Source organism: Rhodococcus sp. DK176 (assembly GCF_038447315.2).
Lineage (GTDB): Bacteria > Actinomycetota > Actinomycetes > Mycobacteriales > Mycobacteriaceae > Rhodococcus_F > Rhodococcus_F jostii_A.
Genome location: NZ_CP118321.2, coordinates 175,879 through 188,086, shown reverse-complemented (window position 1 = coordinate 188,086; position 12,208 = coordinate 175,879). Strand labels below are relative to the sequence as shown.

At 68.2% G+C, this 12,208-nt stretch carries 13 protein-coding genes; 4 read left to right on the top strand and 9 right to left on the bottom strand.

Going from position 1 to position 12,208, the window contains the following annotated elements:
* Window positions 1–13: 13 nt before the first annotated feature.
* Window positions 14–1,177: a sensor histidine kinase gene (locus PSR88_RS00730; protein WP_029539645.1), complete on the top strand. Its 1,164-nt coding sequence runs from the start codon at window positions 14–16 to the stop codon at window positions 1,175–1,177.
* A gap of 10 nt (window positions 1,178–1,187) precedes the next feature.
* Here PSR88_RS00730 and PSR88_RS00725 read toward each other — a convergent pair whose 3' ends face one another.
* The 3 genes from PSR88_RS00725 to PSR88_RS00715 all read right to left on the bottom strand — a co-directional run bounded on the left by PSR88_RS00725 (window position 1,188) and on the right by PSR88_RS00715 (window position 4,954).
* On the bottom strand, window positions 1,188–1,592 hold the full coding sequence (locus PSR88_RS00725; protein WP_009472704.1) for a hypothetical protein: 405 nt from the start codon (window positions 1,590–1,592) through the stop codon (window positions 1,188–1,190).
* Between the two features lie 116 nt (window positions 1,593–1,708).
* The gene (locus PSR88_RS00720) at window positions 1,709–3,364 is read right to left on the bottom strand and encodes an amidohydrolase (protein ID WP_011593475.1); all 1,656 of its coding nucleotides are present in this window, start codon (window positions 3,362–3,364) and stop codon (window positions 1,709–1,711) included.
* A gap of 60 nt (window positions 3,365–3,424) precedes the next feature.
* The gene (locus PSR88_RS00715) at window positions 3,425–4,954 is read right to left on the bottom strand and encodes an APC family permease (protein WP_029539646.1); all 1,530 of its coding nucleotides are present in this window, start codon (window positions 4,952–4,954) and stop codon (window positions 3,425–3,427) included.
* 170 nt (window positions 4,955–5,124) lie between these two features.
* Between PSR88_RS00715 and PSR88_RS00710 the strand changes: the two genes are divergently transcribed.
* Window positions 5,125–5,853: a TetR/AcrR family transcriptional regulator gene (locus tag PSR88_RS00710; RefSeq protein WP_016884215.1), complete on the top strand. Its 729-nt coding sequence runs from the start codon at window positions 5,125–5,127 to the stop codon at window positions 5,851–5,853.
* 50 nt (window positions 5,854–5,903) lie between these two features.
* Here PSR88_RS00710 and PSR88_RS00705 read toward each other — a convergent pair whose 3' ends face one another.
* From PSR88_RS00705 to PSR88_RS00685, 5 genes are all read right to left on the bottom strand, one after another.
* Window positions 5,904–6,497, bottom strand: coding sequence for a nitroreductase/quinone reductase family protein (locus PSR88_RS00705; RefSeq protein WP_237724180.1), 594 nt, complete (start codon window positions 6,495–6,497; stop codon window positions 5,904–5,906).
* Window positions 6,498–6,694: 197 nt separating this feature from the next.
* Window positions 6,695–8,254: a membrane protein gene (locus PSR88_RS00700; protein WP_016884217.1), complete on the bottom strand. Its 1,560-nt coding sequence runs from the start codon at window positions 8,252–8,254 to the stop codon at window positions 6,695–6,697.
* A gap of 238 nt (window positions 8,255–8,492) precedes the next feature.
* Window positions 8,493–9,164, bottom strand: coding sequence for a PAS and ANTAR domain-containing protein (locus PSR88_RS00695; protein WP_011593470.1), 672 nt, complete (start codon window positions 9,162–9,164; stop codon window positions 8,493–8,495).
* 122 nt (window positions 9,165–9,286) lie between these two features.
* A complete protein-coding gene (locus tag PSR88_RS00690) occupies window positions 9,287–9,571 on the bottom strand; it encodes a YciI family protein (RefSeq protein WP_009472697.1) in 285 nt (94 codons plus the stop codon).
* Between the two features lie 11 nt (window positions 9,572–9,582).
* The gene (locus PSR88_RS00685) at window positions 9,583–10,011 is read right to left on the bottom strand and encodes a CBS domain-containing protein (protein WP_009472696.1); all 429 of its coding nucleotides are present in this window, start codon (window positions 10,009–10,011) and stop codon (window positions 9,583–9,585) included.
* Window positions 10,012–10,187: 176 nt separating this feature from the next.
* Here PSR88_RS00685 and PSR88_RS00680 point away from each other — a divergent pair, with 176 nt between their 5' ends.
* Window positions 10,188–10,847, top strand: coding sequence for a response regulator (locus PSR88_RS00680; RefSeq protein ID WP_011593468.1), 660 nt, complete (start codon window positions 10,188–10,190; stop codon window positions 10,845–10,847).
* Window positions 10,848–10,874: 27 nt separating this feature from the next.
* On the opposite strand, the gene PSR88_RS00675 is transcribed toward PSR88_RS00680, so the two are convergent.
* Window positions 10,875–11,492, bottom strand: coding sequence for a hypothetical protein (locus PSR88_RS00675; RefSeq protein ID WP_011593467.1), 618 nt, complete (start codon window positions 11,490–11,492; stop codon window positions 10,875–10,877).
* A 204-nt stretch (window positions 11,493–11,696) separates the two neighbouring features.
* Here PSR88_RS00675 and PSR88_RS00670 point away from each other — a divergent pair, with 204 nt between their 5' ends.
* The gene (locus PSR88_RS00670) at window positions 11,697–12,203 is read left to right on the top strand and encodes an FxsA family protein (protein ID WP_009472693.1); all 507 of its coding nucleotides are present in this window, start codon (window positions 11,697–11,699) and stop codon (window positions 12,201–12,203) included.
* The last annotated feature ends 5 nt before the right edge of the window (window positions 12,204–12,208 follow it).

Below are 12,208 nucleotides of genomic sequence, written 5' to 3'. Positions count from 1 at the left end.
TTACGCTGTGCACATGCGGAGGTTCAGTCTGTGGCTGCGAGGAAAGCCGACGGTTGCGGACTCGATGCTGGCGGCGATCCTGTTCACCCTCGAGGTGTTCGTGTTCACCGCGTCGGGCGACCGCTCGCCGTGGGTGCAGCTGGTCATGGGTTTCCTGCTGTGCCTGCCGATCGTGTGGCGTCGCAAGTACCCGCGGGCGGCGGCCGGTGCCGTTCTCGTGATGTCGATCACGATCACCTTCATCAGTTATTCGATCGGTGACCTCGACGCCGAACATCCCGGTCTGCTGGCGCTCGCCGTCGCCCTCTACACGCTCGTCGCCTACGTCGACCGCAGCACCGCCGCGGTGTACGCGGTGGGTCTCGTCGTCGATTCGGCCCTGTCGATCTGGTTGCTGGAACAGGAACTGGTGGCCGCCGGACTGTTCTCCGTCCTCGTCTTCGCGCTCTCGTGGATCACGGCGGAGTTCCTCGGCGCCCGGCGGGCCTACGACGAGGAGGTCGCCGCGCGCCTCGTCGTCGCCGACTACGACCGGGATCGCCGCGCCGAGGATGCGGTGGCGGCCGAGCGGACCCGGATCGCCCGGGAACTGCACGACGTGGTCGCACATGCGGTGAGCGTGATGATCGTTCAGGCCGACGGCGCGTCGTATGCCCTGAAGACCAACCCCGACATCGCGAAGCAGGCACTCACCAACATCGCGAGCACCGGGCGGGAGGCTCTGGCGGAACTGCGGCGCACCGTCTCGCTGCTGCGCACCGAACCGGCGACCGACGACATGCCCCAGCACGGCACGGCCGGCCTCGCCCGAGTGGTCGACATGATGCGCAGCGCCGGCCTGCCCGTGGAACTCGAACTGACGGGGGAGTTGGACGACATCAGCCCCGCGGTCAGCCTCGGCGTCCACCGGCTGGTCCAGGAATCGTTGACAAATGTGCTGCGGCACGCCGGGGAGCGTCCGCGCGCGAAGGTGCGGGTGCGGCGGCGCGAGACGGATGTCCTCGTCGAGATCACCGACAACGGCAACTCGTCCGGGCAGTTCTCGCTCGGGTCGGGCAACGGCCTGCTCGGTATGCGAGAGCGGGTCGCCGTCCTGCACGGCACCCTCGAGGCGGGACGGCAGACAGACGGCAGCTGGCGGGTCACCGCGGAGTTGCCGCTCGAGCTGGAGGACTGAGCGGCCTCGGTCACTCCGTCTCCGGTGGCGCTGCTTCCTCCGGCTGGTCGAGGACGCTGACGGTGACGCCGTAGGGGAGGAACCGCACCGACCGGTGGGGATCCGTGTTGTGCTTGTGCGCGCGGAGCGCATCGAGTTCGGTGGCATACACCTGCTCGACGCGTGCGACGCCCTCGTCGTCGAGCGTGTAGATCGCCCACACACCGTCACCGGTCTCGCCGGCGGTTTCCGGCTTCGCCGCGCCGCGCGGAGAGCGGGCGAAGTCCGCGAACACGCCCGTCCACGGAATCTGAGAATCCGCCTGGTCCAGGAACCTGACGATCCGGTCCTTGACGCCCTGCAATTCCTCGCCGGCCTCACGGATCACGCGGTCGAGATCGTCGGGGTCGAACCCGAACGGCCTGTTGTCGCCCATCACTGTCTCCTGACTTCGGCGGGACACCTCCAGTGTGGCCGCGGATGCCGATCGGCGCCACGACGGTCCGCCGATCGGCATCCGCGCCGCCGAGCAGGGCTGCCTCCCGCTGGTCCTCAGGCGTCCGGTGCGGAGTAGACGCGATTACCGCCCACATAGGTCAGGACCGCCCGGCTCCCGCCGATCTCGTCGGCGGTTCCCGTGAACGGATCCCGGTCGAGGACCACCAGGTCTGCGAGCTTGCCCACCTCGATGCTCCCCGTGTCGTCGAGGTGGTTCACGTACGCGGACCCGGCGGTGTAGGCGGTCAGTGCGGCCGTGAGGTCGATTCGTTGCTCCGGGAGGAACACCGGGCGCCCCTGCCCGTCCCGGCCCGGCAGCACGCGATTGACCGCGACGTGGATGCCGTGGATCGGGTCGGCGCTGCTGACCGGCCAGTCGCTGCCGGCTGCCAGCGTTGCGCCCGAACGCAGCAGGGAACCGAAGGGGTACTGCCTGCGGGAGCGCTCGTCCCCGAGGAAGGGGATGGTGAGTTCGTCCATCTGCGGTTCGTGGGCTGCCCACAGCGGTTGCATGTTGGCCGTGACGCCGAGCGCGCGGAAGCGGGGGATGTCGTCCGGGTCCACGACCTGAAGGTGGGCGAGGTGCGGCCGGGTGTCGCGGAATCCGTTCGCCGTCCGAGCGGCGTCGACCGCGTCGAGCGCGTCGCGCACGGCCCGGTCACCGAGCGCGTGGAAGTGCACCTGAAATCCGAGGGCGTCGAGCTCGGTGACGTATCCGCGCAGCTCGTCCGGGTCGACGAAGCTGGTGCCGGAATGGGCTGTCGCGCAGCCGCATCCATCCAGATACGGGGAGATCATGGCCGCGGTGCGGGATTCGGCGACACCGTCGAGCATGATCTTCACGGTGTCGGCCCGCATCCGCCCGACGCGGAGAAGGGAACGCCGCCGGAGCAGATCGGGGATCTGCTCGGCGCCCCGATCGCGATCCCACCACAAGGCGCCCGCCACCCGCGCGGTGAGTGACCCGTCGCCGGCCGCGCTCAGGTAAGCGTCCGAGACGTCGGAGATCCCGGAGGTGTCGCCGAGTAGCGCGTCCTGCCAGGCGGTGATGCCGAGCGAATGCAGGTGCTGCTGGGCGTGGAGCAGGGCCTTCAGCCGGTCGTCGGGCGTGTGCTGCGGGGTGTGGCAGCCGACCAACTCCATCGCGGACTCCTGGAGCATGCCGGTCGGCAAGCCGTCGGCGTCGCGTTCGATACGTCCACCGACGGGATCGGGGGTGTCTCGGGTGATGCCCGCGAGGTCCAGCGCTCTCGTGTTGGCCCAAGCCCCGTGGTGGTCGCGGTTGGGCAGAAACACCGGCCGATCCCGCACGACGGTGTCGAGGAGTTGCGCGGTGGGTGTGCCCCCGTCGAACGCCTCCATCGACCACCCGCCGCCGACGATCCACGGCAACTCCGGGTGTGCGTCGGCGTAGCTGCGGATGGCGGCGAGGGTGCCGGCGGCGTCGCTGGTGCCCGTGAGGTTGCAGCGGGCGTACTCGAGGCCGGCCACCACGGGATGGATGTGCGCGTCCTGGAAGCCGGGCAGCAGCAGCCTGCCGGTGAGGTCGACGACCTCGGTGCGGGAGCCGATCAGCTCCCGGACCTCGTCGTGGCCGACGGCGGATATCCGGCCACCGGTGACGGCGACCGTCGTGGCGCGGCTGCGGGCCGGGTCCAGGGTGGCAATCGATCCGCCGGTGAAGACCAGATCTGCGGGTTCTGCTGACATCGAAAATCTCCTGTCGGGAAGTGATTTAGTCGGTGGTCGGATCAGGTCGCGTCGCGCTGATCAGGAACGGGTGGTCACGGGAACGTCGGCGGGCGCACCGAGCAGGTTGACGTCGTCGGCATCCGTTCCGCGGCCGGTGACGAAATAGGGCGACCGTCGGACCCACTTCGCGTGCGCGGCCACAACCAGCCCCGAGATCAGGATGAGGACCGGGAACAGCAGCTGAAACCAACCGTTGGTCGCGCTGAATTCGAGATGATCTGCCGAGGTGTAGAAGATCCAGCCCAGGTAGCCGCCCAATGCCAGCAACACCAGGGCGCTGAGAGCGGGAAACACGACCGCGCGCAGTCCCTCCCACGGACGTTCCCGCAGGAGTCCGCGGAACCGGACGGCTGCGGCGAGTGCCGTCAGGCCGTACCAGAGGGCGACCACCAGACCGATCGAACTGATGCCCGCACCGAGAAGGTCGCTGAGCTTGGGGATGACCGTGGCCAGCAGCGCGACCACGGCGGAGATGCCGCCGAGCAGCACGGTTCCGGCCGCCGGGGTTCCATAGCGGGAATGGATGCGGGTCCACACCGGGCCGAGCGTGCGGTCCCGGCCCATCGCGAACAGTCCACGCGCGCTGGGTATCACGGTGGCCTGGAGCGAGGCGATGACGGAGAACATCAACGCCACCACGGGAAGCGCGGCCAGCGGCTGACGGGCGAGTGCCTCGCCGAGGAACGCGAGCCCGACGGTCCCGTTGTCCGCCAGTTCCGTGGGGGTGAGGACGCGCTGGAACGCCACCGCACCGAGCAGGAACAGGCCGAGGACCAGGAAGACGGTGATCACGCCGGCGCGGGACGCGTCGCGCGGATCGCGCACCTCCTCGCTCACGCTGAACGCCGCTTCGAAACCCCAGTAGAAGAAGACCGCGATCACCATTCCCTCGGCCAGCACGGCGAACGACGGAATCGCGAAGGGATTGAACCAGGAGAGGGAGAACGGCTGGCTCCCGGCGAACAGCCCATACGTGCAGAAGCCGATCAGCACGACGTACTCGAAGACGAGGAGATACTTCTGCAGCCGTGCGGCGACCGCGACGCCGCGGACGGCGGTGAAGGTCACCGCACCGAGGATCGTCAACCCCAGCATCGTCGACTGCAGCGTGGAGTCGGGATCGAGAGCGAGCCCGCCGATGCTGTGCAGCCCGGCCATGCCGGCGAGTTGCAGGATCGCCGACCCGGCGATCGCGGTGGTGTAGGCCATGAACACGACAACGGCGACGATGGCCATCCACCCGGTGAGGAAGCCCAGCCACGGACTGAGACTACGGCCCACCCAGACGTAGCTGTTGCCGCAATTCGGTTCGACCCGGTTGAGCCGGGCGTATCCGCTGGCAATTCCCAGGATCGGGACGAAGGCCAGTAGCAGCACCACCGGCATCTGGAGGCCGACCACGGCGGCGATGACTCCCAAACCGACACCGATGCTGGTCGTCGCCGCGGTACTCGAGGCGGCGATCGCAACTCCGTCCATGACGCCGAGGGATTTGCGGAGGGCCGTCGCCCTCGGCGCGTCGGCCGCGCCGTTGTTCACTACTGCCATGTGTGCGTCGCTTTCGCTGGAGGGTGGAGAGGGACGCGAGGCCACGCGCCGGTCCGGTGTCTCGTGCCCGCGGCCTGGGGCTTCGCTCCCTGCCTGTGACATGCAACACCGTCACCGTTTACACCGTCAACGGTGTTGGCATAAGCTGCGGCCGACGGAAGGAGCCGGGAATGGCGAAGCAGGTGGTGTCGGACTCGTCCCGGAAGAGGCGCAGGCCGACGAAACAGGGCGCAGTTCTCTCGGAGCAGCTGATCATGGAGACGGCGCTGCGGCTGCTCCGGCACCACGGCAGTGCGGGCCTGTCCGTCCGCCGACTCGGGGCTGCGCTCGGGGCCGACCCCAGCACCCTGTACCGGTACTTCCGGGGCATCGACGACCTGACGTTGGCGATCGCCGACGAGCTGATCGGACGGTCTTTCCACGGGTGGGAACCCACCGGAGACTGGTGGCGCGACTTGCACTCCCTCGGAATACGCTCGCATGCAGCGTATCTGGACCATCCCCAGGCGGCAGTCCTGTCGGCCAGCCGCGTCAGCGGTCGCACCTCGGAGAAAGCGGCCGTCGACACGATCCTCGGGATACTGCGCGAGGCGGGGTTCCCCGACGGCGCAGCGGTGCGCCTCTACCGCGCGTTCGTCGATCAGATGCTGGCGTTCGCCGCCCTCGACGGAGCCGAACTCGCACTACGCGAGGACGTCCGCGAGTCCGACCGGCAACTGTGGCGATCGTCCTACGCGCAACTGCCTGCCGAGACGCACCCGCACATCGCCGCGACCGCGGGCCTGCTCGTCGACCTCTCCGACCGCAGCGCCTATCCCGACGCACTCGAACTGCTCCTCGACGGCGCGCGCGCCCTGCTTCACCGACTCGACGCGAAGCGAGAATCGGCAACCTCGTGACAATGGTTCGGCTCGAATCGTGGCCGAACGGCCCGAGGACCCGGGCCGGATCACCGGGGAGCATCCCGGAGCTCGACGACGAGCGGCCGACCTGTGTCGAACCAGTACCGGTGTAGATCCTTGATCTTCGCGCGCGTAGGCAACCCGCGCAGATGCACGGCGCATTCGCCGTAGTCGAACACAGTGACCGTCTCGCACAGCGCGTCCCGGGCATCGTCGAACTCCGCGCGATTGGTGATCTCTCGCGCGAGTCCATCGAACCAACCTGCCGGCAACCGAAGTCGAACCCGTGGGTTCCCACGGATGTTCCACACCCAGCCGGCGACGAAATCCGGGCGCGTCATCGCCAACGCGGGTGGCAGAAGAGAGACGAGGTAGGCACGGTCACCGCGTTGGATCACCCGCACACACTTTCGTCGCTGTTTGCCCGTCTTGCGTCCAGTTGTCGTCAGTACTGCAAATCCCGTCGGAGGGCGCACGAGGAAGCCGGGCAGCATCAGGGCACTGAGGACTGCCCCGTTCCGAGGCCTCCGCATCAGGCGCCCGTGCTTGGACGCCTCCTCCGCCGCCGCAGTGCGGACCTTCCGGTTCCGCTCGTGATCATCCGGCGCGGCCGGTCGATTCTCGTCAGCTGCCACTCGCATCGCCCCGTCCCAGCGTTCCCCGCGAGCAATATGGCAACGGTTCACCGTTCCACGCGGCGGCATTTCACGTGTCAGGCGACGAAGAATCGCGCGCCGTGTCGTAGCAGCGGGTCGTAGAATCCGTTGGCGGAGAAATCCGATGGATCCGCACCTTTTCAACGCACGGACCGTCTTCGAGGGCAGGCCGCACGACCGCGTCAGCCGGCGGTGAGCGGCACCAGGATGAAGTGACCGGCTCCGCGGGCGGCGGAGAACACGTCCCAGGACATGGGACCGCCGGGACCACGGCCTTCCTCGTACCGGAGATCGAACGCCGGGTTCACGGGTGCGAGCCGGTAGTCGAAGAAGACGTAATTGGCGCGCAGCAACGTTCGCGCCGGTTCGGTGGCCTCCGCGAGACGGGGCACCAACCGGTCCTCGACCACCAATCCGCGGTCGGAGAACTCGTCGACGATCACGCACTCACAGAAGTACGCGAGGGTCCCGATCTCACCGGGGGATCGCACCGGCGCCTCCCCGACGAGTGTCCCGACCGCCCGGCCGACCCGCTCGTAGTCCTGCGCGCTCGCCCAGTTACCGAAGATGGGCGGCGCGTCCCACGGGAGACCGCTCTCGACGTCGTAGTACACGGCGCCGACTCCCAGCACAGCGAGGAGGCCGGCCAGCGAGCCGGCGACGGCGCGGTCCGGGGTGTCGCGCGCGGCGCTCCAGTGGATGCCGGCGGCGAGGACGGCGAACATCGCCAGCGTGGTCGCCGGCGCCACGTAATACCAGTGGTACGGCACGGTGTCGAGCACGACGTAGGCGACGTAGTAGAGGGCACCGGACAAGCCGAGCGCGAGCAGCGGCACGGGCACCGGCACCGGTCGCTTCCACGGTCTGGCGTACGAGGCGAGCGCGACGAGAATCAGCACGAGCGCGAGGGCCGCGGGACCGAATGCCGCCACGGTCCGCCATGGATTGGACTCGAAGTACATGATCGGGCCGGTGAGATAGTTGTAGCCGCCCACGTCGGAGGCCTGGCCCTGCTTGATCAGGAAGGTGTCGGGCAGCGCCGAACCGAGGACGACCCAGCTGAACAGGTACCACGGCCCGGCGATCGCGGCGAAGCCGGCGAGGGCGCGGCGCAGTTGCGTGCGAATCACCGGTGACAGGGCGGCGATGACTACAACGAAAACGAGCAGGTCCAGACGCACCAGCGTCGCCGTCCCCGCGGCCGCACCGAACCAGGCGGTCCTGCCCTCGACCGCGAACCACACCATCACCGCGACGGCCGCCGGGATCAGCAGCACCTCGAGCCCGACCGCGGACAACACGAACGGGTTGAACACCACCAGCGCGCCGGCGAGCACCGCCCACCCGGACCCGAGGCCGAGCCGCCGGCACATCCGCGCCAGCACCCAGCCCAACAGGGCGGTGACCGCGACGTTGAGCATTCCGAGTGCCAGCAGGGGATCGCCCGGGCCCCACAACCGGGTCAGGAACGTCAGTGCCCCGAGCACGAGCACGTTGAGCGGGGACGTCGACGTGTTCGCGGTCAGGCCGTGGACGATCGCCCACTCCCCGTGGACGGCGAGGTTCCTGGCGGCCGACAAACTGATGTAGGCATCGTCCGTCAGGCTGCCGGAGACGATCCAGAACAACACGGCGGCCACCACCGCGCCGGACGCGGCGAGGATCATCGGCGCCCGGAACGGTCTCGGTACCGGTGGCGGGGCAGACCGCTCGAGCGGTTCGTTCAGCAATCCTGTGGACACCGCGACATCCTAGAGACCGGAGCCGCGACTGCTGCTGGCAGCCACCGAATTCGACGGCCGCGCGGTCCCGGTCCCCGGAAGTGCCGCACCGCGCGCACTCGCTGGTGCCCGTCGACTGTTTAGTCATTCGACAAGACGGGAAATCGACGCTCCAGGGTCGGAAGCGTCACCGGTGGCACCACCGGCCCAGGTTCCGCGGGTTGAGCCCCCAGGTCGCGGGACCGCCCCCGGGCTTTTCCTATCGGCGGTGCCGCTCGTGAGTGGTGAGCAGCAGAGCGTCGAAACGGTCGCGAAACGAAGCGGGAGTGTGGATTTCGTCGCCGAATGCGAGAACGAGTTGGTCGGCGATCACGCGGATCTTCGTGTTCGTCTCCTGTGACCGCCACGTCAGGAGGTCGAAGGCGGCGTCCGCGGAGATGGAGTAGACGAGCATCAGCGCACCCTTGGCCTGTTCGATGATCGCCCGCGAACGGACGACGTCGGCCGAAGCGACGTCGGCCTTGTCGAGCAAGCGCGGGTTGTTCCAGACCTCGTCGGTCCTGTCCTGCCACACGAGCACGACGAAGCGGGTGTCCGCGGACGTGAAAGTGGAGGCGAACCCGTGCGCCCACAGCCAGTTCCCGTTTCTGTGCCGGACGCGGGCATACCCGGCGTCGGAGGTACCGGTGTCGAGGACACCCCGGACGAGGCCGAACCATCGCGGCGCGTCCGACGGGTGCATCAATCCCGCGAGGTCCACACGATCGAATTCGTCCGATCGGTATCCGACGAGGTCGGCGAGGGCAGGGTTCGTCAACACCAGTTGCCGTCGGTCGTCGTAGACGCAGACCGGGCGCGGAAGAGAGACCACCAGCGATGTGAACGCGTCGTGGCCGAGGCTGTCGGCCGGTGCGAGGGGGAACCCGGGCATGCGTACTTCCTTCGATGTTTCGCCCCGACGACGACTGGTACAGCGATCATCGCGGCGTGCGCAGAACGATCCGCTAGAGGTATTCGGAGCCGAGCCCTGTTCGGCTGGGTGTGACGTGCGTCCTACTCGCTGAATTCGCCCATCGCGGGCGTCCATCCGCGGATCTGCACCTTCTGCACCAGATTCTCCTGGGCGAACGGATCCTGCGTGAACAGGCGTGCGACGGCGTCCTCGTCCTCGGCGTCGACGATGAACAGCGCACCGTGGCCATCGGCGAGGGGGCCGGTCGAGCGCATCACCTTGCGGCGGACGAGTTCGGTGAGCCACCCACGATGCTGCGTCCGGTGATCGTCGCGGAGGGACGACGTCTCGGGGCTGTACGTGTATTCCACGACGAACAGAGCCATGAGGTTCTCGTTCAGCCGTGGTCGATGTAGGACTCGAGCTGGTCGCGTTCGGTCTGCAACTCGCCGATCCGGCTCTTCACCACGTCGCCGATGCTGACGATGCCGACCAGCTGCCCGTCCACGATCACCGGCAGGTGCCGGATCCGGCGTTCGGTCATGGTTTCGGCGAGACTGTCCACGGTGTCGGTCGGGAGACAGGCGAACACCGACGTCGTCATGATGTCCACGACCCGGGCATTCAGGATGTCGGGCCCGCGTTCGTGGATGCGGCGCACCACGTCGCGTTCGGTGACGATCCCGACGACGGCGTCGTTCTCCGTCACCACCAGGGCGCCGACATTGTGCCTGGCGAGTTCGCCGATCAGCGTGCTGACCGGCATCTCCGGATCGACCGTCACCACGGCCGGACCCTTGTTCCGCAACACATCCGCGATTCGCATCTGGACACCCCGATCTGTGGGCACTCCGACTGGCCGCCGGTTCGATCATAGGCAGACTTCGAGCGTATGCCAGCGCTTCTGCCGGTCTTGGTTTGGTTACCCACTCGTGACCGCGGCGCTCGGTGCCCGTCGTGCGGGCCGGGCGCCCACCGGGACAGCGGTGTTAGGTTGGCGCTGTGCCGATCACCGTGCTACTCGTCGACGACCAGGAACTGATGCGGATGGGCCTCAACATGGTGCTCGACGCTCAGGACGACATCACTGTCGTCGGTGAGGCGAGCGACGGCGCGGCCGCCGTCGCCGCGGTCCGCACACTCGAACCCGACGTGGTGTTGATGGACGTCCGCATGCCGGTGGTGGACGGGGTGAGCGCGACCGCCCAGATCCTGGAGTCGGGGGTCGCGAGCCGCGTGCTGGTGATGACCACCTTCGACCTCGACGAGCACGCCATGGGTGCACTGCGGGCCGGGGCCAGTGGCTTCCTGCTCAAGGACACCCCGTCGGAAGACCTGGTGTCGGCCATCCGCAGTGTGGCGGCGGGTGACGCAGTGGTGTCGCCGAAGGTGACCCGCCGGCTGCTGGCGAAGTTCCTCGACGACGGTCCGGGCCCGCTTCGTGACCCGGAGGTCCTCGACGTGCTGACCGAGCGTGAACGGGAAGTGCTGCAGCTGGTGGCCACCGGGTTGTCGAACACGGAGATCGCCGGTCAGCTGTTCCTCTCGGAGTCGACCATCAAATCGCACGTGGGCCGGATTCTGACCAAGTTGAACGTCCGCGACCGGGTGCAGGCAGTGGTGCTGGCCTACGAGACGGGCCTGGTGCGACCCGGCTCGTAGGACGGCGGGTGGGGAAGCGAACTGCGGCTAGACGGTGAAGGTGCCGACGGTCGGGACCACGGTGCACGTCACGGAGTCGGCGTAGCCGACCGTGCCGAACATCGTCGCGAGAACGGTTCCCTTGCCGGTGTCGACGACCTTGGACAGCAACGGGGTATTGATGAGCGGCAGCTTGTCGTCGAGCTTGACGATCCCGCCCTGGAACGTCGTGAGGTTGATCCAGGCGACGCTGAGATCGGACGACTGCGGGATCGCGACGTAGGCGGGGACGGCCTGGAATCGGAGTTGGTTCGGGGAGATCTGGGGAAAGAGGTTCGGTCCGCCCTGGGCGCTCGCCAGCGTGACCGTCGCGGGCTTGTCGGCGACGCCGCACCCGAGGGTGGGGGACGGGTACATGAAGTCCTGTGGTGTGGTGAGTCCGACCTCGAGCACGTCCTTCGGGATGAACACGCTGGCGCCGAGAAGGGCGTCCACGGCGGCGGTCGCGGCGGGGGAGACCTCGGTGGCCAGCGCCTGCAGTTCGGCGGCACCCTTCGCGAAGTCGGCGACCGGTGCTGCGGATGCCGGTCCCGTGGACAGCATGCCGAAGGCGGCTGCGGACGCGAGAACGATTGCGGCTCGGCGGAAGACGGTGGAACGAGTCATATCGGCTCCTCGTTGTGCGCGGGGTCGGAAGACCCCCATCGCAGTGAACTGCATCATGCGCAGAGTCTCAATGTCAACTTGAGGGTTAGCATTGTGAGCGCTTCGATATCTCCGGCCGGGAGAAAAACTGCGCCGTCGAGCGTTGAACGATCAGACGGTTGACCCCAGACCCTCGATGAACCCGGCCGTCCGAAAGGGGGCGTCATGTACGCCGCACTGTTCCTGTTGTACGTAGTGGTGGAGATCGCCGCGCTCGTCCTGGTCGGTCACGCGATCGGCGTGCTGTGGACCGTGCTCCTCCTGCTCGGTGGAACGCTGATCGGACTGCTGCTGATGCGGTCGCAGTGGCGTCGTGTGATGGACGGCCTGCGCCGGGCGGCGAGCGGCGACGGCTCTCCGGGTGCCGCGGTCGCGGACGGCGCGCTCGTCGCACTGGGCTCCGCGCTGATGTTCGTCCCCGGCCTGGTCACGTCGGTGCTCGGTCTGCTCTTCCTCGTTCCCCCCACCCGGTGGGCCCTTCGGCCCGTCGTGGTCCTGCTGGCAGGCCGGCGTGCCGCGACCGTCGCGGCCGGGGCGGAGGCCTTCGCGCGGGCACCCCGACGCGGTCGCGGCGAGGTGATCGAAGGGGAGGTGGTCGACGAGGTCTTCGAGGGCGAAGTGATCGACGAGGAACCCCGAACCCCGACCCGTGATCCCCACGTTCTGCCCTAACAGGC

Excerpts from the sequence above, each read along its gene's own strand:
- PSR88_RS00715 (WP_029539646.1), bottom strand. The coding sequence starts at position 4,954 with ATGGCAGTAGTGAACAACGGCGCGGCCGACGCGCCGAGGGCGACGGCC.
- PSR88_RS00695 (WP_011593470.1), bottom strand. The coding sequence starts at position 9,164 with ATGCCCGGGTTCCCCCTCGCACCGGCCGACAGCCTCGGCCACGACGCG.
- PSR88_RS00685 (WP_009472696.1), bottom strand. The coding sequence starts at position 10,011 with ATGCGAATCGCGGATGTGTTGCGGAACAAGGGTCCGGCCGTGGTGACG.
- PSR88_RS00705 (WP_237724180.1), bottom strand. The coding sequence starts at position 6,497 with ATGCGAGTGGCAGCTGACGAGAATCGACCGGCCGCGCCGGATGATCAC.
- PSR88_RS00710 (WP_016884215.1), top strand. The coding sequence starts at position 5,125 with ATGGCGAAGCAGGTGGTGTCGGACTCGTCCCGGAAGAGGCGCAGGCCG.
- PSR88_RS00725 (WP_009472704.1), bottom strand. The coding sequence starts at position 1,592 with ATGGGCGACAACAGGCCGTTCGGGTTCGACCCCGACGATCTCGACCGC.
- PSR88_RS00730 (WP_029539645.1), top strand. The coding sequence starts at position 14 with ATGCGGAGGTTCAGTCTGTGGCTGCGAGGAAAGCCGACGGTTGCGGAC.
- PSR88_RS00675 (WP_011593467.1), bottom strand. The coding sequence starts at position 11,492 with ATGACTCGTTCCACCGTCTTCCGCCGAGCCGCAATCGTTCTCGCGTCC.
- PSR88_RS00720 (WP_011593475.1), bottom strand. The coding sequence starts at position 3,364 with ATGTCAGCAGAACCCGCAGATCTGGTCTTCACCGGCGGATCGATTGCC.
- PSR88_RS00690 (WP_009472697.1), bottom strand. The coding sequence starts at position 9,571 with ATGGCTCTGTTCGTCGTGGAATACACGTACAGCCCCGAGACGTCGTCC.
- PSR88_RS00670 (WP_009472693.1), top strand. The coding sequence starts at position 11,697 with ATGTACGCCGCACTGTTCCTGTTGTACGTAGTGGTGGAGATCGCCGCG.